This is a genomic window from Herbaspirillum sp. ST 5-3 (assembly GCF_004804275.1).
In the GTDB taxonomy this organism is placed as follows: domain Bacteria; phylum Pseudomonadota; class Gammaproteobacteria; order Burkholderiales; family Burkholderiaceae_D; genus Noviherbaspirillum.
The window spans coordinates 21,115-43,795 of sequence record NZ_STGI01000006.1; the positions used below are offsets into that span (position 1 = coordinate 21,115).

28 protein-coding genes and 1 tRNA gene are annotated in these 22,681 nt (G+C 56.9%); 5 read left to right on the forward strand and 24 right to left on the reverse strand.

Annotated elements, in window-relative coordinates; genetic code table 11:
• Nucleotides 1–75 precede the first annotated feature (75 nt).
• The 3 genes from E6W33_RS13155 (at nucleotide 76) to E6W33_RS13165 (ending at nucleotide 3,549) form a co-directional block, all read left to right on the forward strand.
• The gene (locus tag E6W33_RS13155; protein ID WP_136417780.1) at nucleotides 76–2,418 is read left to right on the forward strand and encodes a Tex family protein; all 2,343 of its coding nucleotides are present in this window, start codon (nucleotides 76–78) and stop codon (nucleotides 2,416–2,418) included.
• Nucleotides 2,419–2,618: 200 nt separating this feature from the next.
• Nucleotides 2,619–2,930 (forward strand): Grx4 family monothiol glutaredoxin, encoded by a 312-nt coding sequence (gene grxD / locus E6W33_RS13160; RefSeq protein WP_136417781.1) that lies wholly within the window; start codon nucleotides 2,619–2,621, stop codon nucleotides 2,928–2,930.
• A 37-nt stretch (nucleotides 2,931–2,967) separates the two neighbouring features.
• Nucleotides 2,968–3,549 carry a UbiX family flavin prenyltransferase gene (locus E6W33_RS13165; RefSeq protein ID WP_136418050.1) on the forward strand — a complete coding sequence of 194 codons (582 nt, stop codon included), beginning with the start codon at nucleotides 2,968–2,970 and terminating at the stop codon, nucleotides 3,547–3,549.
• 139 nt (nucleotides 3,550–3,688) lie between these two features.
• Here the strand turns inward: E6W33_RS13165 and E6W33_RS13170 are convergent.
• From E6W33_RS13170 to E6W33_RS13205, 8 genes are all read right to left on the reverse strand, one after another.
• Nucleotides 3,689–3,764, reverse strand: a tRNA-Thr gene (locus E6W33_RS13170).
• 26 nt (nucleotides 3,765–3,790) lie between these two features.
• Entirely contained in the window at nucleotides 3,791–4,270 is a 480-nt protein-coding gene (locus E6W33_RS13175; RefSeq protein ID WP_136417782.1) for a ClpXP protease specificity-enhancing factor, read from the reverse strand.
• 81 nt (nucleotides 4,271–4,351) lie between these two features.
• Entirely contained in the window at nucleotides 4,352–4,963 is a 612-nt protein-coding gene (locus E6W33_RS13180) for a glutathione S-transferase N-terminal domain-containing protein (RefSeq protein WP_136417783.1), read from the reverse strand.
• Between the two features lie 90 nt (nucleotides 4,964–5,053).
• On the reverse strand, nucleotides 5,054–5,815 hold the full coding sequence (locus tag E6W33_RS13185) for a cytochrome c1 (RefSeq protein WP_136417784.1): 762 nt from the start codon (nucleotides 5,813–5,815) through the stop codon (nucleotides 5,054–5,056).
• Between the two features lie 22 nt (nucleotides 5,816–5,837).
• Nucleotides 5,838–7,244, reverse strand: a complete 1,407-nt coding sequence (locus E6W33_RS13190) for a cytochrome bc complex cytochrome b subunit (protein WP_168798650.1) — start codon at nucleotides 7,242–7,244, stop codon at nucleotides 5,838–5,840.
• A complete protein-coding gene (gene petA, locus E6W33_RS13195; protein ID WP_136417786.1) occupies nucleotides 7,244–7,852 on the reverse strand; it encodes a ubiquinol-cytochrome c reductase iron-sulfur subunit in 609 nt (202 codons plus the stop codon). The genes E6W33_RS13190 and petA overlap by 1 nt, the downstream gene beginning before the upstream one ends.
• A gap of 274 nt (nucleotides 7,853–8,126) precedes the next feature.
• Nucleotides 8,127–8,828 (reverse strand): response regulator transcription factor, encoded by a 702-nt coding sequence (locus E6W33_RS13200; RefSeq protein WP_136417787.1) that lies wholly within the window; start codon nucleotides 8,826–8,828, stop codon nucleotides 8,127–8,129.
• A 79-nt stretch (nucleotides 8,829–8,907) separates the two neighbouring features.
• Nucleotides 8,908–9,675, reverse strand: coding sequence for a Nif3-like dinuclear metal center hexameric protein (locus tag E6W33_RS13205; RefSeq protein ID WP_136417788.1), 768 nt, complete (start codon nucleotides 9,673–9,675; stop codon nucleotides 8,908–8,910).
• Between the two features lie 12 nt (nucleotides 9,676–9,687).
• Here E6W33_RS13205 and E6W33_RS13210 point away from each other — a divergent pair, with 12 nt between their 5' ends.
• Together E6W33_RS13210 and E6W33_RS13215 are read left to right on the forward strand one after the other, a co-directional pair.
• Entirely contained in the window at nucleotides 9,688–10,854 is a 1,167-nt protein-coding gene (locus E6W33_RS13210) for a Do family serine endopeptidase (RefSeq protein ID WP_136417789.1), read from the forward strand.
• Nucleotides 10,855–10,879: 25 nt separating this feature from the next.
• Complete coding sequence (locus E6W33_RS13215; protein ID WP_136417790.1) at nucleotides 10,880–11,551, forward strand: DUF2461 domain-containing protein; 672 nt, start codon at nucleotides 10,880–10,882, stop codon at nucleotides 11,549–11,551.
• A 4-nt stretch (nucleotides 11,552–11,555) separates the two neighbouring features.
• Here the strand turns inward: E6W33_RS13215 and tatC are convergent, their stop codons facing one another.
• From tatC to E6W33_RS13295, 16 genes are all read right to left on the reverse strand, one after another.
• Nucleotides 11,556–12,326, reverse strand: a complete 771-nt coding sequence (gene tatC, locus E6W33_RS13220; RefSeq protein WP_136417791.1) for a twin-arginine translocase subunit TatC — start codon at nucleotides 12,324–12,326, stop codon at nucleotides 11,556–11,558.
• Entirely contained in the window at nucleotides 12,327–12,815 is a 489-nt protein-coding gene (tatB, locus tag E6W33_RS13225; RefSeq protein WP_136417792.1) for a Sec-independent protein translocase protein TatB, read from the reverse strand.
• Nucleotides 12,816–12,888: 73 nt separating this feature from the next.
• Nucleotides 12,889–13,095, reverse strand: coding sequence for a Sec-independent protein translocase subunit TatA (gene tatA, locus E6W33_RS13230; protein ID WP_136417793.1), 207 nt, complete (start codon nucleotides 13,093–13,095; stop codon nucleotides 12,889–12,891).
• A 45-nt stretch (nucleotides 13,096–13,140) separates the two neighbouring features.
• A complete protein-coding gene (locus E6W33_RS13235) occupies nucleotides 13,141–13,512 on the reverse strand; it encodes a histidine triad nucleotide-binding protein (protein ID WP_136417794.1) in 372 nt (123 codons plus the stop codon).
• A gap of 66 nt (nucleotides 13,513–13,578) precedes the next feature.
• Complete coding sequence (locus tag E6W33_RS13240; protein ID WP_136417795.1) at nucleotides 13,579–13,914, reverse strand: phosphoribosyl-ATP diphosphatase; 336 nt, start codon at nucleotides 13,912–13,914, stop codon at nucleotides 13,579–13,581.
• 86 nt (nucleotides 13,915–14,000) lie between these two features.
• A complete protein-coding gene (gene hisI / locus E6W33_RS13245; RefSeq protein WP_136417796.1) occupies nucleotides 14,001–14,402 on the reverse strand; it encodes a phosphoribosyl-AMP cyclohydrolase in 402 nt (133 codons plus the stop codon).
• A complete protein-coding gene (gene hisF / locus E6W33_RS13250; protein ID WP_136417797.1) occupies nucleotides 14,399–15,163 on the reverse strand; it encodes an imidazole glycerol phosphate synthase subunit HisF in 765 nt (254 codons plus the stop codon). The genes hisI and hisF overlap by 4 nt, the downstream gene beginning before the upstream one ends.
• Nucleotides 15,164–15,165: 2 nt before the next feature.
• The gene (gene hisA / locus E6W33_RS13255; RefSeq protein WP_136417798.1) at nucleotides 15,166–15,951 is read right to left on the reverse strand and encodes a 1-(5-phosphoribosyl)-5-[(5-phosphoribosylamino)methylideneamino]imidazole-4-carboxamide isomerase; all 786 of its coding nucleotides are present in this window, start codon (nucleotides 15,949–15,951) and stop codon (nucleotides 15,166–15,168) included.
• A gap of 51 nt (nucleotides 15,952–16,002) precedes the next feature.
• Complete coding sequence (gene hisH, locus E6W33_RS13260) at nucleotides 16,003–16,641, reverse strand: imidazole glycerol phosphate synthase subunit HisH (RefSeq protein ID WP_136417799.1); 639 nt, start codon at nucleotides 16,639–16,641, stop codon at nucleotides 16,003–16,005.
• Between the two features lie 38 nt (nucleotides 16,642–16,679).
• Nucleotides 16,680–17,276, reverse strand: coding sequence for an imidazoleglycerol-phosphate dehydratase HisB (gene hisB, locus E6W33_RS13265; protein WP_136417800.1), 597 nt, complete (start codon nucleotides 17,274–17,276; stop codon nucleotides 16,680–16,682).
• Nucleotides 17,277–17,291: 15 nt separating this feature from the next.
• Nucleotides 17,292–18,386, reverse strand: a complete 1,095-nt coding sequence (hisC, locus tag E6W33_RS13270; RefSeq protein WP_136417801.1) for a histidinol-phosphate transaminase — start codon at nucleotides 18,384–18,386, stop codon at nucleotides 17,292–17,294.
• A gap of 12 nt (nucleotides 18,387–18,398) precedes the next feature.
• Nucleotides 18,399–19,169, reverse strand: coding sequence for a site-specific DNA-methyltransferase (locus E6W33_RS13275; RefSeq protein ID WP_136417802.1), 771 nt, complete (start codon nucleotides 19,167–19,169; stop codon nucleotides 18,399–18,401).
• A gap of 46 nt (nucleotides 19,170–19,215) precedes the next feature.
• Nucleotides 19,216–20,529, reverse strand: coding sequence for a histidinol dehydrogenase (gene hisD / locus E6W33_RS13280; RefSeq protein ID WP_136417803.1), 1,314 nt, complete (start codon nucleotides 20,527–20,529; stop codon nucleotides 19,216–19,218).
• 3 nt (nucleotides 20,530–20,532) lie between these two features.
• On the reverse strand, nucleotides 20,533–21,183 hold the full coding sequence (hisG, locus tag E6W33_RS13285; RefSeq protein ID WP_136417804.1) for an ATP phosphoribosyltransferase: 651 nt from the start codon (nucleotides 21,181–21,183) through the stop codon (nucleotides 20,533–20,535).
• Nucleotides 21,183–22,433, reverse strand: coding sequence for a UDP-N-acetylglucosamine 1-carboxyvinyltransferase (gene murA, locus E6W33_RS13290; protein WP_136417805.1), 1,251 nt, complete (start codon nucleotides 22,431–22,433; stop codon nucleotides 21,183–21,185). Before murA ends, hisG begins: the two co-directional genes overlap by 1 nt.
• On the reverse strand, nucleotides 22,433–22,672 hold the full coding sequence (locus E6W33_RS13295) for a BolA family protein (protein WP_136417806.1): 240 nt from the start codon (nucleotides 22,670–22,672) through the stop codon (nucleotides 22,433–22,435). The genes murA and E6W33_RS13295 overlap by 1 nt, the downstream gene beginning before the upstream one ends.
• Between the last annotated feature and the right edge of the window lie 9 nt (nucleotides 22,673–22,681).

Here is a 22,681-nt window from a genome sequence, read left to right on the forward strand (position 1 = left end):
TTATCCGTGTCAAGACTGACGATTCCGCATAATTTGCGTATCATCTGCCGCTGGTTTTCATCATTCTGATTTCACATGCTGCCATCGATCGAACAACGCCTCGCCGTAGAACTCGCCGCCAAACCGGTGCAAGTCGCCGCCGCCATCGCCCTGCTGGACGAAGGCGCGACCGTCCCCTTCATCGCACGCTACCGCAAGGAAGCGACCGGCGGACTGGACGACACGCAATTGCGTCTGCTGGAGGAACGGCTGCGCTACCTGCGCGAACTGGAAGATCGCCGTGCGGCGATCATCGCGTCGATTGAAGAGCAAGGCAAGATGACGCCGGAACTGCTCGACGCCATCGTTCATGCGGAAGACAAGACCCGGCTGGAAGACTTGTATCTGCCCTACAAGCCGAAACGTCGCACCAAGGCACAGATCGCGGCCGAGGCAGGCCTGACCGAACTTGCCGATGCATTGCTTGCCAATCCCTCCTTGAATCCGGAAGAGGAAGCGGCCAAATATCTGAAACCCGCATTCAGCACGGAGAACGGCGACAACCCCGGCGTTGCCGACACCAAGGCTGCCCTGGACGGTGCGCGCCAGATCCTGATGGAACGTTTTGCCGAAGACGCCACGCTGCTGCAGACGCTACGCGAATATATCACCGAGCACGGCGTGGTTGAATCGAAGGTCGTGGAAGGCAAGGAAGACGCAGGCACGAAGTTTGCCGACTACTTCGATTATTCCGAGACGATCGGCACAATTCCCTCGCATCGTGCGCTGGCGCTGTTCCGCGGCCGCCGCGAGGAAGTCCTCAACGTATCGCTGCGCCTCGACACCGAAGAGGAAAAGCCGAAATGGGACGCACCGCACAACCCATGCGAAGGCCGGATCGCTGCACGTTTCGGCATCAGCAACCAGGGTCGTCCCGCGGACAAATGGTTGTCCGACACGGTCCGCTGGACCTGGCGCGTGAAGGTGTTCATGCACCTCGAAACGGAGCTGATGACCAGTCTGCGTGAACGCGCCGAAATCGAAGCGATCAACGTATTCGCCCGCAATCTGAAAGACCTGCTGCTGGCCGCCCCGGCCGGCCCGCGCGCAACCATGGGACTCGATCCCGGACTGCGCACCGGTGTGAAAGTGGCGGTCGTCGATGCCACCGGCAAGGTGGTCGATACGTCCACCATCTATCCGCACCAACCGCGCAACGACTGGGAGGGATCGCTCCATACGCTGGCACTGCTCGCACGCAAGCACAATGTCGCGCTGATCTCGATCGGCAACGGCACCGCATCGCGCGAGACTGACAAGCTGGCACAGGACCTGATCAAGCAACACCCGGAGCTGAGACTCACCAAGATCGTCGTATCGGAAGCTGGTGCATCGGTGTACTCGGCCTCGGAGTTTGCATCGCGCGAGTTACCCGAACTGGATGTGTCGCTGCGCGGTGCGGTATCGATTGCACGCCGCCTGCAGGACCCGCTCGCCGAACTGGTGAAGATTGACCCCAAATCGATCGGTGTCGGCCAGTACCAGCACGATGTGAGCCAGACGCAGCTCGCCCGCTCGCTGGATGCGGTCGTCGAGGATTGCGTAAACGCCGTTGGCGTGGATGTCAACACGGCATCTGCCCCGCTGCTGGCGCGCGTGTCCGGCCTGAACGCCAGCGTTGCGCAAAGCATCGTCAGCTATCGGGACATGAAAGGCATGTTTGGCTCGCGCGCCGCGTTGCGGGAAGTGCCGCGCCTCGGCGAAAAAACCTTTGAGCAGGCGGCCGGCTTCCTGCGCATCATGAATGGCGAAAACCCGCTCGATGCGTCCGCCGTCCATCCGGAATCGTACCCGGTCGTCGAAAAGATCCTGGCCGACATCAAAAAGGATGTGAAAGGCGTCATCGGCGACAGCAAATTGTTGAAGACGATCAGCCCTGCGAAATACGCGGACGAGAAGTTCGGCGTTCCGACCATTACCGACATTCTGAAGGAACTGGAAAAGCCAGGTCGCGACCCGCGCCCCGAGTTCACGACGGCAACGTTCAAGGAAGGCGTGGAGGACATCAAGGATCTGCGCCCCGACATGATTCTGGAAGGCGTGGTCACTAACGTTGCAGCATTCGGCGCCTTTGTCGATATCGGTGTGCATCAGGATGGCCTGGTCCACATTTCCGCACTCTCGAACACCTTCGTCCGCGATCCGCACACTGTCGTGAAAGCCGGTCAAGTGGTCAAGGTAAAAGTGCTTGAGGTGGATGAAAAGCGCAAGCGCATTGCGCTGACAATGCGTCTGTCCGACACGCCGCAACCAGCGGGATCTCGCCCGGAGCAGCGCGGCGATCGCAATGACGCGAAAAAACTGGCGCAGCATCAGCAGTCGCGCCAGCCAGCCGTTAATAGCGCGATGGCCGCCGCCTTTGCCAAATTGAAAGCCTGAGCAAAGCCTAGGGTGGAAGAATTGGGGAATCCGCGGAAACTGTGGATTCCCTTTTTTAGTTTTTTGGCAACTTTCAGGCCAGTTCGACCTGATATGAGTGCGACGATAAGGATTTCCCTTCGAATTTGAAGGGCTTACCGGCGTGCATTCCGCCTTTTTCATATAATGAACGCTATTCCGAATCTTTTAGAGGTAATGCCATGAGCGACATTCAAGCCTGGATCAAAGACACCGTCACCCAGCACCCGGTCGTGCTGTTCATGAAAGGCACCGCGCAATTTCCGCAATGCGGTTTTTCCGGCCGCGCCATCCAGATCCTGCAGTCCTGCGGTATCGAGAACATTGTTACCGTCAACGTGCTGGAAGATGCAGAAGTTCGCCAAGGCATCAAGGAATACTCCAACTGGCCGACCATTCCTCAGTTGTTCGTTAAAGGCGAATTCATCGGCGGCTCGGACATCATGAGCGAGATGTTCGAATCGGGCGAGTTGCAGACCCTGCTGAAGTCCTGATGCGGGAACATCCGCCAGGATGCTCTTTCGTCATTCGATGCCGACCAAGCGACTGATTATTGCAATCACCGGCGCGACTGGCGCGGTGTACGGGGTGCGGCTGCTTCAGGTGTTGCGCGACACACCTGACATCGAGACGCATTTGCTGATTTCCGATGCGGGCGTTCTGAACTTGCATCAGGAACTCGAAGTGAGTCGCAAGGAGGTGGAGTCGCTCGCCAATGTGGTCCACAATGTTCGCGATATCGGCGCATCGATTGCCAGCGGCTCATTTCAGTCGGAAGGCATGATTATCGCTCCATGCTCGATGAAGACGCTTGCGTCGGTGGCGCACGGACTTTCCGATAATTTGATTACCCGTGCTGCAGACGTCGTGTTGAAAGAACGCCGACGCCTGGTCTTGATGGTGCGTGAAACGCCATTCAATCTTGCGCATCTGCGCAACATGACGGCTGTCACGGAAATGGGCGGCATCGTTTTTCCTCCGCTGCCCGGTTTTTATCACCGTCCACAGACAATCGCTGAAATGGTGGACCATACGGTGGGTCGTGTATTGGACTTATTCTCGATTGCGCACTCTCTCGCGCCGCGCTGGAACGGCCTCAGGCAAGCGCATTGACTATAACTGGACGGTCTCGGTAGTCCGTTTGCGCGCAACACATCCTGAAATGGTGAATTTCGCAACGAAGCGCTCAGTGATGCCATTTCACGCTGAAAACAAAAAAGCCCACGATCAACACTGATCGTGGGCTTTTGCTTGGTGCCGGCTGCAGGACTCGAACCCGCCACCTGATGATTACAAATCAACTGCTCTACCAGATGAGCTAAGCCGGCGAAACTTGAAAGTCCCGTATTGTACTTTATTTGATCCGAGTTAGTGTGGGGCGCCCGCCTTTTTTTGGAGGGTCATTGTTGTCATCCGGCTCGCTCGTCGAAGGCGCGTCGTTCGGCTCACTTTGAGTCTGTGGCACAGCGGACAACGACGGCGTCTTGGCCTCGTCGGTTACTTGCTCATCATCGGCCGATGACGCCGACACTTCAAATGCCATGCCTTGACCATTCTCACGAGCATAAATCGCGACCACATTTTCCACCGGAATCGAAATCTCGCGCGACACCCCACCAAAGCGCGCATGAAACTGGATCAGGTCATTATCCATCTTCAGGCCGCTGGTTGCAGTGAAGCTGATATTGAGCACGATCTCGCCGTTCTTGACGAATTCGCGCGGCACACGCGTATGGGCATCGACTGCAGCAGCAAGATACGGTGTGTAGCCGTTGTCGGTGCACCATTCGTAAATAGCGCGCAGCAAATAGGGCTTGGTAGAAATTTCAGGCATGGTTTCCTGGCTAAATCGCCTTCGTTACGGAGCATGCATTCCTTCAGGAATCGCGAATGCATGCTCGCGCAAACAACAAGCTTAGCGGCGCATAACCTTCTCGGACGGCGTCAGCGCTTCGATGTATGCCGGGCGCGAGAAAATGCGCTCGGCATATTTCATCAGAGGTGCCGCGGTCTTGGATAGTTCGATGCCATAGTGATCCAGACGCCAGAGCAACGGCGCGATCGCGACATCCAGCATGGAAAACTCGTCGCCAAGCATGTACTTGTTTTTCATAAACAGCGGCGCAAGCGTCGTCAGGCGATCGCGGATCTCGGCTCTTGCCTTTTCGTGCACTTTCTCCGAGCCCTTCGACTTATCGTTTTCAAGGGTATGGACATGCACGAACAACTCTTTCTCGAAGTTGAACAACATCAGGCGAGCGCGCGCGCGCATCAGCGGGTCGGCCGGCATCAGTTGCGGATGCGGAAAACGCTCGTCGATGTACTCGTTGATAATGTTGGACTCGTAAAGAATCAAATCACGTTCAACAAGGATCGGTACCTGGCCGTAAGGATTCATTACGGAGATATCTTCCGGCTTGTTGAACAGGTCAACATCGCGAATTTCGAAGTCCATGCCCTTCTCAAACAGGACAAGACGGCAACGCTGCGAAAATGGGCAGGTAGTGCCCGAATAGAGAACCATCATGTTGTAGTTCCTTAGAAACAAAAGGGTGAGACGTCATACGGCTCACCCTAAATCAAACGCCCGCCGTCCTTCCGGATGGCGGGCAAAAATTTACTTGATGTCTTTCCAGTAGGACGCGTTCAGACGCCAGGACAGCACCAGGAATACGCCGAGGAACAGCAACACCACAACGCCAAGGCGTTTGCGTGTGTTTTGTGCGGGCTCGGCCATCCATTCGAGGTAAGCGACCAGGTCGGCGGTTGCGTTGTCGTATTCCAGCGGCGACAGCTTGCCCGGCTTTACCTGCTCGAAACCGACAAACTTGTGCACCATCTTGCCGGGATCATGCGGATCCTTCTCTTCGACGAATTTGGCACTACGCACCCCTTGCAACTCCCAAAGGACATGCGGCATGCCGACGCTCGGGAACACCAGATTGTTCCAGCCGGTCGGACGTGTGTCGTCCTTGTAGAAGGTGCGCAGGTATGTGTACAGGTAATCAGCACCTGATCCAGCTTCGGATGCCTTGGCGCGGGCAATCACGGACAGGTCCGGAGGAACCGCACCGAACCACGCCTTCGCGTCGCCAGGCTGCATCGACACTTTCATCAGATCGCCCACTTTGTCCGACGCGAAAAGCAGGTTGTTCTTGATCTGTTCTTCCGTCAGGCCGATGTCCCGCAAACGGTTGTAACGCATCGCGGACGCCGCGTGGCAGTTCAAGCAGTAATTGACGAAGAGCTTGGCGCCGTTTTGCAAGGCAGCCAGGTCCTTCGTACGGCTCGGTGCCTGGTCAAGGGCGACAGTCTCGCTCGCGAGCACGACTGCCGGAACCATTGCAAGGACCGCAATCAGTTTTTTCAGCAATTTCATGATTCTTCTATCCCTTTGCGGCTTAGTGCGGCTTATAGGTAACACGCTCCGGTACGGGCTTGAATTGCCCCATCGAACTCCACCATGGCATCAACATGAAGAAGCCGAGGTAAATGAACGTGCAAATCTGCGCTACAAGAGTACGGGCCTCGGTAGGCGGCATGACGCCCAGGTAACCGAGAATCACGAATGCGATGCCAAACACGACATAAACATAACGATGCCAGCTCGGACGGTAACGGATCGATTTGACCGGCGAGTGATCGAGCCAAGGCAAGCCGCCCAGGATCATCACGGATACACCCATCAGCACCACGCCCCAGAACTTGGCGTCGAAGATGAACATGCCAACCAATGCAGCTGCACCGACGACAATGAATCCGGTCTTGATCGAGCCGCTCAGCTTCGACTTGGTGAGGACGAGTGCAATGTATGCCACAAGGCCGACTTCCAGCGCGTACATGAACTGCGAGGTCGTTGCACGCAAGATCGAGTAGAACGGCGTGAAGTACCAGACCGGTGCAATATGCGGTGGAGTCTTCAGCGGGTCAGCCGGGATGAAGTTGTTGTACTCGAGGAAGTAACCGCCCATTTCCGGCGCGAAGAAGATAATCGCGGTGAAAACGATCAGGAATATCGCAACCACGTACACGTCGTGCACGGAATAGTACGGATGGAACGGGATGCCATCGAGCGGCACGCCGTTGGCGTCTGTCTTTTCCTTGATCTCGATGCCGTCCGGGTTGTTGGAGCCCACTTCGTGCAGCGCAATGATATGCGCGACAACCAGGCCTAGCAGAACCAGCGGAATTGCAATCACGTGGAATGAGAAGAAGCGGTTCAGGGTTGCGTCAGACACAACATAGTCACCGCGAATCCACAGCGACAGATCCGGACCGATGAACGGAATCGCACCGAACAGATTCACGATCACCTGCGCGCCCCAGTAGGACATCTGCCCCCAGGGAAGCAGGTAGCCGAAGAAGGCCTCGGCCATGAGCGCCAGGAAGATGGCGACACCGAACAGCCATACCAGCTCACGCGGCTTGCGGTAGGAGCCGTACAGCAGTCCGCGAAGCATGTGCAGGTAAACGACGATGAAGAACGCCGAAGCACCGGTGGAATGCATGTAGCGGATTAACCAGCCCCAGGGCACATCGCGCATGATGTACTCGACCGAATTGAACGCGAGGTTTGCATCGGGCTTGTAGTGCATTACGAGGAAGATGCCGGTGACGATCTGGATCACCAGTACCAGCAATGCGAGTGAACCGAATGCGTACCAGAAGTTGAAGTTCTTCGGTGCGTAATACTCGGAGAGATGCGCCTTCCAGGTGGAAGTCAGCGGGAAGCGGGCGTCAACCCAGTTCAGCGCCTTGGCGGAGAACGGCGCATTGGCGGGGAGTTTTTTCTCTTGGAATGCCATGATTATGCTTCGCCTTTCTCGTCTTTGCCGATAATCAGCCTTGTGTCGCTCAGATACATATGCGGCGGCACTTGCAAGTTATCAGGAGCCGGCTTGTTCTTGAACACGCGACCTGCCAGGTCAAAGGTGGAACCATGGCATGGGCACAGGAAGCCGCCCTGCCAGTCTTCCGGCAGCGAAGGCTGTGCGCCCGGCTGCAGCTTGCTGCTCGGGGAGCAGCCGAGATGGGAACAAATACCGACTGCAACCAGAATTTCCGGCTTGCGGGAGCGATATTCGTTTCGTGCGTATTCCGGCGTAAGGTCTGCCGGATTGCGTTCCGATTTGGGATCGGCAACCTGTGCGTCGGTCCTCTTCAGTGACTCGACCATTTCCGGCGAGCGCTTCAGAATCCAGACGGGTTTGCCGCGCCACTCAACGGTCTTCATTTCCCCCGGGGCCAAGCCCGCAATATCAACCTCCACCGGAGCGCCTGCGGCTTTTGCTCGCTCGGACGGCTGGAAGGTGGACACAAAGGCCCCTGCCGTAGCCAATCCGGCCACACCACCCGCCGCACACGTAGCGACGAGCAAGCCGCGTCGACCGGAATCGACCTGCTTTTCGTTACTCATACCAACCCCAATCAGTGAAAAAACGAAATCTGCGCGAAACTTCTAGCAACCTTAGATTATAACCGAGCACGGATGCGAATTAAAGCAAATAGCTTCCTGAGTACACTATTTCCGGGAACTTTTTCGATGCGCCTGAAGGGGCTCGACCGGAGCAGGTCCGTGCCCCAATTCACAAAAGGGGCTGCGGGTTAGGTGCCTGAGCGGGGAATTGGCAGAAAATGGCTAGAGAAACGCACGTTGGGCGAACGCAGGCAGTCTTGCTGCCTATCTCGATCTAATCCGAGCGCGAGTGGCCGAGCTTCAGCAAGCCACGTCGATGCGCTTCGAATACAGCCTCACCGCGCGAATGCACCGCCAGTTTTCCATAAATATTCTTGATGTGGGTTTGCACCGTGCCGACCGACACCGATAGCAACTTGGCAACCTCGCCATAACTATCGCCCTGGGCGATCAAATCGAGAATCGCCGCTTCCCGCTTGGTCAGGCTGGTTGTGTCGCCCGTCGTCGGAAAGGTCGCTGCCTGGGTTTTTTTACCGTCGCGGACCTTGGCCAGTACCATGCGAGCAATTGTCGGACTCATCGGCGCGCCGCCATTGCGCAAATCAAGGACAGCACGCGCAATATCCATTTTGCCGGCATCCTTCAGTACATAGCCGGATGCTCCGGCTTCGATGCATGCCAGCACATTCGCCTCGTCGCTCGACATGGTCACGACCATGATGTCGGTCTGCGGATAACGGTGTGTGCATGCATGAATAATTTCAATGCCTGAACCGTCCGGCAGGCCGAGATCAGTCAGCAGTACGTCGGGCTGCGTTGTTTCGAGCCATGCGAGCGCGGGCTTGACGCTATCGAAGGCAGTCAGCAATTTCAACTCGGGGGCCGATTCAATGGCCAGGCACAATGTCTTTCGCGTTACGGCATCGTCCTCGACGACCAAAACGCCGACCGCGTCACGCGATATTTGTTCCAACATATATATTCCTCACCTGCGGCAATGATACCGCATATAAGGATTTAATTAACTTTCAATGCGGGCCATATGGATTCCTTGATCAGACCGGATTAAGGATGTCGATGAAACGATGCTCGATGCCGAATTTTTCGGCGAGGTGCGCTCCAAGCGCCTGCACCCCATATCGCTCGGTCGCATGGTGGCCGCAGGCAAGGTAGGCGACGCCACTCTCCCTTGCGAGATGCACCGTCGGTTCGGAAATTTCACCACTCAGATATGCCGTCGCGCCGGCGACAATGGCATCGTTCAACAAGTTGTGTGCCGCGCCGGTGCACCATGCGATTCGCCCCAGCGTTTGCTCCGGATTTCCAATCACCAGCGGCGCTCTGCCCAGGCTCGCTTCAATCATGCGCGCCAGGTCACCTATCGTCTTGACTTGGGAATCAGTTGGCGTGCCGAGCCAGCCAAGATCGTTTTCCCCAAACCGACCATCCGCAATCAAGCCCAGTTGCTGGCCCAACTGCGCGTTATTGCCAAGTTCCGGATGCATATCAAGCGGCAAGTGATAGGCAAACAGATTAATGTCGTGGGTCAGCAGCAAGCGCAAGCGCTTCTGTTTCGGTCCGATAATCCGCGGATCCTCACCACGCCAGAAATAGCCGTGATGCACCAGGATCGCATCCGCATCCGCCGCCACCGCAGCCTCAATCAGGGCTAAACTTGCGGTCACTCCGGTGACCACTTTTTTTATTTGCGGGCGGCCTTCGACTTGCAGTCCGTTTGGGCAATAGTCGCGAAAACGAGTAATATCAAGGGCTTGGTCTAGATATTTTGCAAAGCTGTCCCTATTTATTGATACTTGGTTCATTTTTACCCTTTTATGCGACGTCTCTGGCTGTTGTTTGCGCAAACCGTAACCGTTGGTTTGGCGATTTGGTTCATTGTAGCGAGCTTGAGGCCGGAATGGGCCGGCAGCCTGACAGGCCGCGCCGGGGCTGCTCATTCGACGTCATCGTCGGTGCCGATGATAGAAGCACCTGCGAATGCAACGCCGGCACAAGGCTCCTATCGCGATGCGGCAAAGCGCGCCATGCCCGCGGTGGTGAATATTTTTACCACCAAAGGCGCACGCGAACCGAAGACGCCGTTCATGGACGACCCGCTGTTTCGGCGTTTCTTTGGTGATCAACAGGAAGACAGGCAATTCAGCCTCGGCTCCGGCGTGGTCGTCAGTCCGCAAGGTTATGTATTGACCAATAACCACGTGATCGAAACCGCCGATGAGATTGAAGTTGCGCTGGCCGATGGCCGCAAAGCGGTCGCCAAGGTAGTGGGCGCCGATCCCGAGACCGATCTGGCGGTCGTGAAAATCAATTTGCAGAACCTGCCTGCAATTGTGCTGGGGCATGCTGATCAGGCCAAGGTTGGCGACGTCGTGCTTGCTATCGGCAATCCGTTTGGCGTCGGCCAGACGGTCACCATGGGGATCATCTCGGCATTGGGCCGCAATCATCTCGGCATCAACACCTTTGAAAACTTCATTCAGACAGATGCGGCGATCAATCCAGGCAATTCCGGCGGTGCGCTTATCGACGTCAACGGTAATCTGCTTGGCATCAACACCGCAATCTATTCGCGCAGCGGTGGATCGCTCGGTATTGGATTTGCAATTCCGGTGACGACGATCAAGACCGTGATGGAATCGATCATCAACACAGGTCAGGTGGTCCGCGGTTGGATCGGCGTCGAGCCGCAAGACATCACACCGGAATTGGCGGAAAGCTTCGGCCTCAGTAAAAAATCCGGCGCCATCATTGCAGGCGTATTGAAGGGAGGCCCGGCCGACAAGGCAGGAATCAAGCCGGGCGATATTCTGATGGAGGTGGAAGGCAAGCCAGTCACCGATACGACCGACATGCTGAATCTGATCGCACAACTGACACCAGGCCACAGGGCAAAGATGACGGTACTGCGAAAGAGCCAGGAATCGACAATCGACGTGATTGTCGGCACGCGGCCAAAGCCGCGGCGCGAAGAGCAAGAATAAGGCGACTGGAAGGACGAGGCCGGCCATGCATATTCGCGACCTGATCCAGTTTCTGGCAGAACTATCGGAAAACAATAACCGCGCGTGGTTTGTGATGAACAAGCCTCGCTACGATATCCTGCGACTGGAGTTCCTAGAACTGGTGACGAAGCTGATCGCCGATATAAGCAAATTCGACCCGGAAGTCGCCCACTGCAATCCGAGAAAGGCGCTGTTCCGCATCAATCGCGACATGCGCTTTTCCCGCGACAAGAGTCCGTACAAGACCACGTTTTCAGCGGCGATCACAGCCAGCGGACTGAAAAAGCCGAGCCAGGGCGGCGGGCCAGCCTACTATTTCCATATCGATGCAAACGGTGTCTTGCTGATTGCAGGCGGCGAATACATGCCGCCGCCGGATCGGCTGAAGACGATTCGCGAGCATGTGATCGCGGATGCCACCGGATTCGGCAAGGTGCTCAAGAACAGGAAGTTGAAAGAACGCTTCGGCGACTTGCAGGACGAGGGCAAGTTGAAGCGTCCACCGAAAGGTTTCGACATCGATGCGCCACACATCGAATACATCAAGCTGAAGAGCTTCATCGTCTGGAACGAGACGAGCTTGAAGAAGAAGGTTCCGACCGATATCGAAAAGGAATTGGTCAGCGGGTTCAAAGACGCCTATCCGCTCATCACCTGGCTGCGCCAGGCAACGTGACGCGTCAGGCAGTCTCTTCTTCCGTCTCTTCCGGTGCTTCGGTCGCCTTTGCAAACATCGGGGCGACGATCAAACCAACTTCGAACAGAAGACACAGTGGCACTGCCAGCAATAACTGGCTCATGATATCCGGCGGTGTAATCACTGCTGCGATCACAAACGCGGCGACGATCACATACGGCCGGATCTGCTTGAGTTTTTCCACGGTGATCAGTCCCATGCGAACAAGAACAATCACCACGATCGGGACTTCGAATGTAACGCCAAAGGCAATGAACAAGGTCATCACGAAACCGAAATAACTTTCGATATCCGGTGCAACCGTGATCGACTTGGGCGCGAATTCGTTGATGAATTTGAAAATTACACCGAACACGAAGAAATAGCAGAACGCGACGCCGGCCACAAACAAAAGCGAGGACGACACGACCAAGGGCGCGACCAGTTTCTTTTCATGCGCATAAAGCCCCGGGGCGATGAAAGCCCATGCCTGATATAACACCACGGGCAGTGCAATCACGAATGCCACCAGCAGGGTGACCTTGACGGGGATCAGGAATGGCGTGATCACCCCGGTTGCGATCATCTTGCTGCCGACCGGCAGGGCCGACATCATCGGCAGCGCGAGGAAGTCGTAGATCTTCCCGGCCCATGGCATCAGGCCCAAGAAGACCACAATGATCGCCGCCGAGGCTTTCATCACGCGATTGCGCAATTCCACCAGATGCGAGATGAAGGTATCACCTGCAGCCGTTGAGTCTTGTTCGTCGATCATTTAGTGAAAGGAAACGGGTGATTTGCGAGCTGCGCTGGCAGGACGGTACTTGGCAACTCGCGCAGCACCGGAAATCACATGGGTTTTCCGGCCGCTTTGCTTTTTGTACCAGGCAGGAATGGCCGAGGTGCGAGAGAGCTTCTTCTTGCGGAAGTCCTTCGCCTTCAATGTCATTTGATCAGCAGTCGGCGGGGTATCGAGCAAGGGATTGGACAAGGCCGTATGCACCTCGGTTTCGATTTCCGAGATGTTCTTCGCAATGCTCTGTTCGACATTGCTGGCGGCTTCCTGCATGTCCTTGTGCACCTTGCGCAGTTCTTCCAGCTCGATCTCGCGGCTGACTTCCGATTTGACCTCGTTGATATAGCGTTGGGCGCGGCCGAACAAAGTGCCGGCCATGCGCGCCACCTTCGGCAACCTTTCGGGGCCGACGACGACCAGCGCAACGACGCCGATCAACGCGAGTTTGGACAATCCGAGATCTATCATTATGGGAAATTTGCAAGGGAAAAGACCATCTTGCGCAGCGACGCGCTATGGGCACTCCCCAAGGATATGTCGATCAGCTCTTTTTCTCTTTTGCCTCGACGTCGATCGTCGCCTTCTCGACAGAAGCAGAGGATTTCTCTTCCTCGCCTTTGATGCCATCTTTGAAGCCCTTGACGGCTTTGCCGAGGTCTGAACCGATATTGCCGAGCTTTTTGGTGCCGAAAATCAGCATGACGACAATCAGCACAATCAGCCAGTGCCAAATGCTAAATGAACCCATTACTTTCTCCTAAGCAGGCGTAACCGCCCTGTAAAACAATTCAGATTAGCGTTGACCGCGCCATGGCCGGGGTCCGCCAATCACATGCAAATGCAGATGGTACACCTCTTGACCGCCATCCGGTCCGGTATTGAACAGCAACTTGAACCCGCCGCTGCCGCCATCCTTTTCCCCCGCGACGTAGCCACAGCCCTGCTCCTTTGCAAGCTGAGGCGCCAAAAGCATCATCTTGCTCAGCAAGCCGGCATGGCTTTCGTCGCAATCCGCTAGCGTGGCAACATGCTGTTTTGGTACGATTAAAAAGTGTACCGGCGCAGCAGGATTGATGTCGTGAAACGCGATGAGATCATCGTCCTCGAAAATAGTTCTCGACGGAATCTGTTTCGCCGCGATTTTACAGAAAATGCAGTCAGTCATGAATGATCCGTATCTTTGATTCTCAAAAGAAATGCTGGTTCCGCCCGTTTCTTTCTGGTTTCGCGCCTATTTGCGGCTTGCCTTTTCGTCAATGCCTGAAATGCCTTCACGACGGGCAAGCTCATCCAGCACATCCTGTGGCGTCAAATTGAATTGCGCGAGCATGATCATCGAATGAAACCAGAGGTCGGCGCATTCATATAACACTTTTGCCTTGTCGCCGCCGGCGCGCACATCCTTGGCTGCCATGACAGTTTCCGTCGCTTCTTCGCCGATTTTCTTCAAGATGGCGTCGTCCCCTTTGGAAAACAAGCGTGCGACGTAGGACGTGTCAGGATTTCCGCCATTGGCTGGCTTGCGCGACTCGATGACGGCAGCCAGGCGTTTCAAGGTATCAGTCATTATGTTGGGCGGCTCCTGTCCGCTTCGCCTTTCGAATTCCATACCGACGATGGGGGACGAATCCACTTTTCGGCATTGCAAAGATGCTACTTGTAAATGCTTTCCGGGTCCTTCAATACGGGCTCGGTTGCTTGCCACTCACCACCCGCGCCGCCATCGAATTTCTGGAAAAAGCAGGAATGCCTTCCGGTATGGCATGCGATGCCACCGGTCTGTTCCACTTTCAAAAGCACCACGTCCTCGTCACAGTCGAGGCGGATTTCGTGCACTTTCTGGATATGGCCCGATTCCTCGCCCTTGTGCCACAGCTTCTTGCGCGACCGGCTCCAGTACACTGCCTCGCCCAGTTCAACCGTCTTCTGAAGTGCTTCGCGATTCATCCATGCAAACATCAACACTTCGTTGGACCCGACTTCCTGCGCGATGACGGGAACGAGGCCGTGCTCGTCCCATTTCACCTTGTTCAACCATTTGGCGTTGGCGCTCATGCAAGCCTCATCGGGATACCCTGTTCGGCCATGAAGCGCTTGGCTTCCTGCACCGTATGCTCTCCATAATGGAAAATGCTCGCTGCCAGCACGGCATCGGCGCGTCCGAGCTTGATTCCGTCGGCCAGATCCTGCAGTCCACCGACACCACCGGAAGCAATGACCGGAACCGACACAGCATCGGAAACGGCACGCGTCAGCGCGAGATCAAAGCCGCTCTTGGTGCCGTCGCGATCCATGCTGGTCAACAGCAACTCGCCGGCGCCAAGGCTTTCCATCTTCTTTGCCCATTCGACCACGTCAAGTCCGGTCGGCTTGCGTCCGCCATGGGTGAAGACTTCCCATTTGTTGTCGCCGGACTTCTTGGCGTCGATCGCGACCACGATGCATTGCGAGCCGTACTTGTGCGAGGCGTCCTGCACGATTTGCGGGTTGGCCACTGCGGCACTGTTGATGCTGATCTTGTCGGCACCAGCGTTGAGCAGGCGCCGCACATCCTCTACCGTGCGAACGCCGCCACCGACGGTCAGCGGGATGAATACCTGAGAGGCCACCGCTTCGATGATATGCAGGATCAGATCACGGCCATCCGAGGTAGCGGTGATGTCGAGGAAGGTGAGTTCGTCGGCTCCCTGCTCGTCGTAGCGACGCGCAATTTCTACCGGATCGCCGGCATCGCGCAGTTCGACGAAATTGACACCCTTGACCACGCGACCGGCGGTCACGTCGAGGCAAGGAATGATACGTTTTGCGAGGGTCATGCTTACTCTTCTTCCGCCTCTTCCAGGCCGCTCAGTTCGTCGGCGCGGACCTGTGCCGAGCGCAGATCGAGCGTGCCTTCGTAAATCGAGCGGCCGCATATCACGCCTTCGATGCCCTCGTCCTGCACCGCGCACAGTGCTTCCACGTCCTTGATGTTGTGCACGCCGCCGGAGGCAATGACCGGAATGGTCATGCTTCGCGCCAGTTTCACGGTTGCATCGATATTCACCCCACCCATCATGCCGTCGCGGCCAATGTCGGTATAGACGATCGCTTCGCAACCATAGTCTTCGAACTTCTTCGCAAGATCGATGACTTCGTGGCCGGACAATTTGCTCCAGCCGTCGGTGGCAACCTTGCCATCCTTGGCATCTAGACCGACGATAATCTGCCCGGGGAATGCGCTGCATGCGTCATGCAGAAAGCCGGGATTCTTGACCGCTGCGGTGCCGATGATGATGTAGGACAGGCCGTCGTCCAGGTAGCGCTCGATGGTGTCGAGATCGCGAATGCCGCCACCCAGCTGGACAGGTATTTCATCGGTATCGTTTTCCAGAGCAAAACTGCGCACGGCCTGGATAATCGATTTGACCGCCGCTTCGTTCTTCGGCTTGCCGGCAAAAGCGCCGTTCAAATCCACCAGATGCAGTCGTCGAGCGCCCTGGGCCAGCCAATGTCGCGCCATCTGGGCGGGGTCATCGGAAAACACGGTGGCTTGGTCCATATCGCCTTGTTTCAGGCGCACGCAATGACCGTCCTTGAGGTCGATAGCAGGTATGAGCAGCATGGCTACATTCAGGATGGATTGAGGTTAATTAAGGTTGCCGAACAACAACGACTACGGATTCCAGTGAACAAAATTCTTGTACAACTGCAAACCCGCAGTTGCGCTCTTTTCCGGATGAAACTGGGTAGCGAAAATATTGTCTTTTGCAACAGCGCACGCGAATGGCGCGCCATAGGTGGTCTCGCCCGCCACATGCTTGCGCTCGGCGGGCACGGCGTAATAGCTGTGCACGAAATAAAAGTAGCTGTTATCGGCAATGCCATTCCACAGCGGATGGGACAATGTTTGTTGCACACGGTTCCAGCCCATCTGCGGCACCTTGAAGCGTGATCCGTCTTCCTGAAGCAAGCCGTCAAGCTGGAAACGCACTACCTTGCCGGGCAACAAACCGATGCCTGGCGTATCACCCTCTTCGCTCCAATCAAACAGCAACTGTTCGCCGACGCATACGCCAAGCAAGGGCTTGGTGCGCGTCGACTCGACAACCGCCTCCTGCAAGCCCGATTCGCGCAGGCAGCGCATGCAATCCGGCATGGCGCCTTGCCCCGGAAGGACAAGACGATCCGCCGATTTGATATCCGTGAGTTCGCCGGAGATGCGCACATCCGCCTCCGGGGCAACATGGCGTAGCGCTTGCGCCACCGAGCGCAAGTTGCCCATGCCGTAATCAACAACAACGATCTTGTTCATGTCAAAAAATGAAAGCGCAACGCCAGCGGCGCGACGTTTTACAGGCTGCCTTTCGTCGAAGGAATCGTTCCCGCCGCACGCGGATCAAGCTCGGCAGCCATGCGCAGTGCGCGGCCGAACGCCTTGAACACGGTTTCGCACTGATGGTGCGCGTTTTCTCCGCGCAGGTTATCGATGTGCAACGTAACCAGCGCGTGGTTGACGAATCCCTGGAAAAACTCGTGTGTGAGATCGACATCGAATGCGCCGATCATCGCGCGCTTGAATGGCACATGGAACTCCAGTCCCGGGCGGCCGGAGAAATCGACCACGACGCGCGACAGTGCTTCGTCGAGCGGCACATAAGCATGGCCGTAACGGCGAATGCCTTTCTTGTCGCCGATGGCCTTGGCAAAGGCTTGACCAAGCGTAATCCCGACGTCTTCCACCGTGTGATGCGCGTCGATATGCAGATCGCCCTTGGCTTCGATGTCGAGGTCGATCAGACCATGCCGTGCAATCTGATCGAGCATATGGTCGAGGAATGGCACACCGGTGTTCAGCTTTTGCTGGCCGGTGCCGTCGAGATTGATCGCGACGCGGATCTGCGTCTCGTTGGTATTGCGGGTGACCTCTGCAACGCGTGGCGTGGGCATGTTAAGTGGATGCGACTAAAGTGACAAAGCAAGTGACGCCCTCAGGGCATCAAGAAATAAACGGTTCTCTTCCGGTGTGCTGACGGTGATCCGCAAGCAGCTTTCCAGCAATGGATGCATTTTACCGACATTTTTGATCAAAACCTTACGATCTAACAATGCAGAAAAGACATCGTCAGCATGAATTTTTTTTGTCTTGACCCGGATCAGCAGGAAATTTGCTGCCGAAGGGAAAACTTCCACGCCCGGCAAACTGGCCAGTGCGTCAGCCAGTTTAGTCCGTTCAGCACGCAAAGTCGCCGCCTGCGCATCAAGCACGTCGACATGGTCCAGCACAAATTCCGCCGCCGCCTGGGTCAGCACGTTGACGTTGTAAGGCGGACGCACCTTGTCAAATTCGGTCAGCAGCGCCTTCGAAGCGGACATATAGCCCAAGCGTATACCGGCCAGTCCGAGCTTGGACACGGTGCGCATCACGACCAGATTACCAAATTCCGCCAGTCGCGGCATGAAACTTGTTTGCGCAAACGGCTGGTATGCCTCATCTACAACAACGATGCCGGAATCGCCCACGGCACGCATGATCTCCACCATGTCGTCGGCATCGAACAGGTTGCCGGTCGGGTTGTTCGGATAGGCGAGATAAGTGATCGCCGGCCGGTGCTGCGCGATGGCTACCAACATCGCCGCCTTGTCCAGCGCGAAATCGGGCTTGAGCGGGACGCCGATGAACTCCATCCCGGCAAATTTGGCCGACATTGCATACATGACAAATCCCGGCGTCGGTGCCAGTACCTTGGCGCCCGGTTTGGCGCAGGCAACGGAGATGATGCTGATCAATTCATCCGAGCCATTGCCGAGAATGACATCGAACCCCGCCGGCACACCCAGCCCGTTGCGGATCTTTGTCTTCAGTTCCGCATAGGAAGGCACCGGGTAGCGGTTCATGGCGACGTCGCTCAGGCGCTGTCCGAGCACGGCGCGCAGGTGCTCCGGCAGCGTGTACGGGTTTTCCATCGCATCCAGCTTCACGAAGCCGCTGGCATCAGGCACATGGTAGGCCGCGAGAGCGCGGACTTCGGGGCGAATAATATTCTCGATCAGGGACATAGGATTTCGCGGTTATGCTGCTTCCGGCTTGTTCAGTTCTGCAAGACGGTTTTCAATCAATTCACAATATTCCGGGTTAAGCTCGAATCCGACAAAATCGCGGCCGCAGCGCTTTGCTGCCACGGCTGTGGTACCGCTACCCATGAACGGGTCGAGCACAATGCCACCGGGCGGGCTGGATGCCTTGACCATGCGCTCGACGATTTCCAGCGGCTTTTGCGTCGGATGGTCGGCACGCTCGCGATGTTCGCGGTGCAGGCGCGATATGCTCCACACATCTTTCGGGTTATACCCGACTTCCAGCCACTTGGCGCCAACGAAAATCGAACGTGAGCGCGCCTTCTTGGTTTCGGCATCGTATGGAATGCGCACCGCATCAAGGTCGAAATAATAATCCCTGGCCTTGGCGAAAAAACCGATCGTGTCGTGTACCGACGAAAACTTCCGCGTGCTGCCGCCCATGGACGGCACCCGGCGGTCCCAGATGATTTCGTTGATCATCGTCATGCGCTTTTTCAGCATCACGAAGATCTCCGGCGAATAACGCCAGGTCAGGAAAATATACAGGCTGCCGCTGGGCTTCAGTTTCGGCAGCGCGGCATCGACCCACTGTTCCGTCCATCGCAGGTACTCGCCCGCATCGAGCTTGTCGGAATCGTTGCCGTAGTCCTTGCCCAGGCCATAAGGCGGATCGGCGATCAGCAAATCGACGCTTGCATCGGGTATGCGCGCAAATCCGTGCAATGCATCCTCGCAGTAAATGCGATTGAGCCAGGCTGCCATTAGCAATCCTGGCTTCCCGCCTTCGCGGGAGTGGCGCGGGCGCTGATCATTTCAGCCGGTACTCGGCAGAGCGGGCATGCGCCTGCAAGCCTTCGCCGTACGCCAGCTCGGCGGCCACCTTGCCAAGGGTCTGGGCGCCCGCTTCGCTCACCTGAATGATGCTGGAGCGCTTCTGGAAATCGTACACGCCTAGAGGTGACGAGAAGCGCGCAGTGCGCGACGTCGGCAGGACATGGTTCGGCCCGGCGCAGTAATCGCCTAGCGATTCGGAAGTAAAGCGTCCGAGAAACATGGCGCCCGCGTGGCGAACCTTGCTCGCCCACTGCTGCGGATTCTCTGCAGAGATTTCCAGATGTTCGGCAGCGATCAGGTTGGCGATGTCGCACGCCTCGTTCATGTCGCGCACCTTGACCAGCACGCCGCGGTTAGTCAGCGAAGTACGAATCACATCCTTGCGCGGCATTCCATCGAGCTGCTTGTTGATGCTGGCCTCGACCTTCGCGATGTAAGCATCGTCCTGGCAGAGCAGAATCGACTGGGCCAGTTCATCATGCTCGGCCTGCGAAAACAGATCCATCGCGACCCAATCCGGATCGGTTGAGCCATCGCAAATCACAAGGATTTCCGACGGGCCGGCGATCATGTCGATGCCGACGATACCGAATACACGACGCTTCGCGGCCGCGACGTATGCGTTGCCGGGGCCGACAATCTTGTCGACTTGCGGAATGGTCGCCGTGCCATGCGCGAGCGCTCCGACCGCCTGCGCGCCGCCAATGGTGAACACGCGGTCAACACCTGCAATTGCCGCCGCGGCGAGTACCAGTTCATTTTTCACGCCGTTCGGCGTCGGCACGACCATGATGACTTCCTGCACTCCGGCCACCTTGGCCGGGATGGCGTTCATCAGCACGGAGGACGGGTAGGCCGCCTTACCGCCAGGGACATAGATTCCCACGCGATCGAGCGGCGTGACTTTTTGCCCCAGCACAGTGCCGTCCGCTTCGGTGTAGGTAAAACCATTGCTGCCGGTTTCCTGTTTCTGGCGCTCGTGATAAGCGCGCACGCGGTCGGCCGCGGTCTGCAACGCGGTGCGGCGTTCCGACGACAGACCGTTCAGTGCCGCACGGAGCTCTTCCTTGCCGATCTCCAGTTGTGCAACTGCGCCGGCATTCAACTTGTCAAAACGATTGGTGTACTCAAGGACGGCCGCATCGCCACGCGCTTTCACGTCGGCGAGAATCTGTGCTGCGGCACGGTCGATGGCTTCGTCTTCGCTTGCTTCGAAAGCGAGCAATGCCGACAATTTCGTCTTGAAATCGGGATCAGCGGAATCGAGTTTGCGCATCTGGATAGCCATGACTTATCTCGCTTTCGCTGCTTCTTCGAATGCTTCCAGAATCGGCTGCAGTCGCTCACGCTTCAGCTTGAGCGCTGCCTGGTTAACGACGAGACGCGACGAGATGTCCATGATGTGCTCGACTTCGACCAAATTGTTCGCGCGCAGTGTGCTGCCGGTGCTGACCAGGTCGACGATCGCGTCCGACAAGCCGACCAGCGGCCCCAGTTCCATGGAGCCGTAGAGCTTGATCAGATCAACGTGAACGCCCTTCGACGCGAAATGCTCGCGCGCGCAATTTACATACTTCGTCACCACGCGCAGACGCGCGCCCTGGCGCACCGCGTTCGCATAATCAAAACCGGCCGGTACTGCGACGGACAGTCGGCATTTTGCGATATTCAGGTCGATCGGCTGATACAGTCCTTCACCGCCGTGTTCGAGCAAAACGTCCTTGCCCGCGACGCCGAAATCGGCTGCGCCGTACTGCACATAGGTCGGCACGTCGGATGCACGCACGATGATGACGCGGATATTCGCATCATTGGTCGGAAGGATCAGCTTGCGCGACTTTTCCGGATCTTCGGTAACAGTAATGCCCGCAGCCTGCAGCAAGGGCAGCGTCTCTTCGAAAATGCGTCCCTTCGATAGCGCGAGGGTTAATTGCTGGTTCATTATTTCACTCGCTCGATATTGGCGCCGACGGCGGAGAGCTTGACTTCCATGCGGTCATAGCCGCGATCCAGATGGTAGATACGATCGATCAGCGTCTGCCCTTGCGCTGCCAGCCCGGCAATCACCAGTGATGCCGAGGCACGCAAATCGGTGGCCATCACCGGTGCGCCGACCAGCTTGTCGACACCGTGAACAATCGCGGTGTGACCTTCGATATCGATCGATGCACCGAGGCGATTCAGCTCCTGCACGTGCATGAAACGATTCTCGAAGATCGTTTCCGTCACGCGACTGCTGCCGTCAGCGAGGCAATTGAGGGCCATGAATTGCGCCTGCATATCAGTCGGGAAGCCTGGGTATTCGGTGGTACGGAAGCTCACGGCCTTGGGACGCGCCGCCATCTGCACGCGAATCCAGTCGGGGCCGGAAGTCAGGATCACGCCGGCTTCGCGCAGCTTGTCGAGAGCGGCGTCGAGGAAATCGCTGCGCGTATTTTTCAGCGTGACATCACCGCCGGCAGCAGCAACCGCGCACAGGAAAGTGCCGGTTTCGATGCGGTCAGCGATCACGGTATGCGATGCGCCATGCAGCTTTTCCACGCCGTCGATGACCAGGCGATCAGTGCCGACGCCGTCGATCTTCGCGCCCATGGCAGTCAGCAAGTTGGCGAGGTCAGTCACCTCCGGTTCACGCGCAGCGTTTTCCAGCACCGTCTGGCCCTCTGCCAGCACCGCAGCCATCAGAAGGTTTTCCGTGCCGGTCACCGTGATCATATCGGTCACAATGCGTGCGCCCTTGAGCTTCTTCGCCTTGGCGTGGATATAGCCGGCTTCAATGGCGATTTCAGCGCCCATCGCCTGCAGGCCCTTGATGTGCTGATCGACCGGACGTGTGCCGATTGCACAACCGCCCGGCAGCGACACCTTTGCCTCACCAAAACGGGCGAGCAAGGGACCGAGCACGAGAATCGATGCGCGCATGGTCTTCACCATGTCATAGGGCGCTTCCAGCTTGCCGATAGCGCTGCCGTTCAAGGCGACGCGGTCGCCATCCTGCTCGACACGCAGCCCCATCTGCATCAGCAGTTTGAGCATGGTATTGACGTCTTGCAGGTGCGGCACATTGGATAGCTGAACCGCATCGGAGGTCAGCAGGCCCGCGCACAAGATCGGCAAGGCGGCATTCTTCGCACCGGAAATATTGATCTCGCCCGACAGGCGGGTGCCGCCGGTGATAAGCAATTTGTCCATTATTGTTGTTGGAACTCTTCAGGTGTCAGGGTTTTCATGGAAAGCGCGTGGATTTCCTGGCGCATGCGGTCGCCCAGGGCAGCATAGACCAGTTGATGGCGCTGAATGGGGCGCTTGCCTGCAAATGCGCTCGAGACGATAACGGCGCTGAAGTGATGACCGTCACCTTCGACTTCGAGATGGGTGCAGTCGAGTGCGGCGGAAATATAGCTTTTCACAAGCTCTGGAGTGGGTAACATATCTGCTCT

What these genes read in the sequence shown, in the direction of transcription:
- hisB (WP_136417800.1), bottom strand. Translation starts at nt 17,276, where the DNA reads ATGCCCACGCCACGCGTTGCAGAGGTCACCCGCAATACCAACGAGACG.
- E6W33_RS13215 (WP_136417790.1), top strand. Translation starts at nt 10,880, where the DNA reads ATGCATATTCGCGACCTGATCCAGTTTCTGGCAGAACTATCGGAAAAC.
- hisH (WP_136417799.1), bottom strand. Translation starts at nt 16,641, where the DNA reads ATGAACAAGATCGTTGTTGTTGATTACGGCATGGGCAACTTGCGCTCG.
- grxD (WP_136417781.1), top strand. Translation starts at nt 2,619, where the DNA reads ATGAGCGACATTCAAGCCTGGATCAAAGACACCGTCACCCAGCACCCG.
- E6W33_RS13175 (WP_136417782.1), bottom strand. Translation starts at nt 4,270, where the DNA reads ATGCCTGAAATTTCTACCAAGCCCTATTTGCTGCGCGCTATTTACGAA.
- tatC (WP_136417791.1), bottom strand. Translation starts at nt 12,326, where the DNA reads ATGATCGACGAACAAGACTCAACGGCTGCAGGTGATACCTTCATCTCG.
- hisD (WP_136417803.1), bottom strand. Translation starts at nt 20,529, where the DNA reads ATGGCTATCCAGATGCGCAAACTCGATTCCGCTGATCCCGATTTCAAG.
- hisC (WP_136417801.1), bottom strand. Translation starts at nt 18,386, where the DNA reads ATGTCCCTGATCGAGAATATTATTCGCCCCGAAGTCCGCGCTCTCGCG.
- E6W33_RS13180 (WP_136417783.1), bottom strand. Translation starts at nt 4,963, where the DNA reads ATGATGGTTCTCTATTCGGGCACTACCTGCCCATTTTCGCAGCGTTGC.
- hisA (WP_136417798.1), bottom strand. Translation starts at nt 15,951, where the DNA reads ATGCTGCTCATACCTGCTATCGACCTCAAGGACGGTCATTGCGTGCGC.
- E6W33_RS13275 (WP_136417802.1), bottom strand. Translation starts at nt 19,169, where the DNA reads ATGGCAGCCTGGCTCAATCGCATTTACTGCGAGGATGCATTGCACGGA.
- hisI (WP_136417796.1), bottom strand. Translation starts at nt 14,402, where the DNA reads ATGAGCGCCAACGCCAAATGGTTGAACAAGGTGAAATGGGACGAGCAC.
- E6W33_RS13165 (WP_136418050.1), top strand. Translation starts at nt 2,968, where the DNA reads ATGCCGACCAAGCGACTGATTATTGCAATCACCGGCGCGACTGGCGCG.
- E6W33_RS13240 (WP_136417795.1), bottom strand. Translation starts at nt 13,914, where the DNA reads ATGACTGATACCTTGAAACGCCTGGCTGCCGTCATCGAGTCGCGCAAG.
- E6W33_RS13210 (WP_136417789.1), top strand. Translation starts at nt 9,688, where the DNA reads ATGCGACGTCTCTGGCTGTTGTTTGCGCAAACCGTAACCGTTGGTTTG.
- E6W33_RS13185 (WP_136417784.1), bottom strand. Translation starts at nt 5,815, where the DNA reads ATGAAATTGCTGAAAAAACTGATTGCGGTCCTTGCAATGGTTCCGGCA.
- murA (WP_136417805.1), bottom strand. Translation starts at nt 22,433, where the DNA reads ATGGACAAATTGCTTATCACCGGCGGCACCCGCCTGTCGGGCGAGATC.
- E6W33_RS13155 (WP_136417780.1), top strand. Translation starts at nt 76, where the DNA reads ATGCTGCCATCGATCGAACAACGCCTCGCCGTAGAACTCGCCGCCAAA.
- E6W33_RS13205 (WP_136417788.1), bottom strand. Translation starts at nt 9,675, where the DNA reads ATGAACCAAGTATCAATAAATAGGGACAGCTTTGCAAAATATCTAGAC.
- tatA (WP_136417793.1), bottom strand. Translation starts at nt 13,095, where the DNA reads ATGGGTTCATTTAGCATTTGGCACTGGCTGATTGTGCTGATTGTCGTC.
- hisG (WP_136417804.1), bottom strand. Translation starts at nt 21,183, where the DNA reads ATGAACCAGCAATTAACCCTCGCGCTATCGAAGGGACGCATTTTCGAA.
- hisF (WP_136417797.1), bottom strand. Translation starts at nt 15,163, where the DNA reads ATGACCCTCGCAAAACGTATCATTCCTTGCCTCGACGTGACCGCCGGT.
- E6W33_RS13235 (WP_136417794.1), bottom strand. Translation starts at nt 13,512, where the DNA reads ATGACTGACTGCATTTTCTGTAAAATCGCGGCGAAACAGATTCCGTCG.
- E6W33_RS13295 (WP_136417806.1), bottom strand. Translation starts at nt 22,672, where the DNA reads ATGTTACCCACTCCAGAGCTTGTGAAAAGCTATATTTCCGCCGCACTC.
- E6W33_RS13200 (WP_136417787.1), bottom strand. Translation starts at nt 8,828, where the DNA reads ATGTTGGAACAAATATCGCGTGACGCGGTCGGCGTTTTGGTCGTCGAG.
- petA (WP_136417786.1), bottom strand. Translation starts at nt 7,852, where the DNA reads ATGAGTAACGAAAAGCAGGTCGATTCCGGTCGACGCGGCTTGCTCGTC.
- tatB (WP_136417792.1), bottom strand. Translation starts at nt 12,815, where the DNA reads ATGATAGATCTCGGATTGTCCAAACTCGCGTTGATCGGCGTCGTTGCG.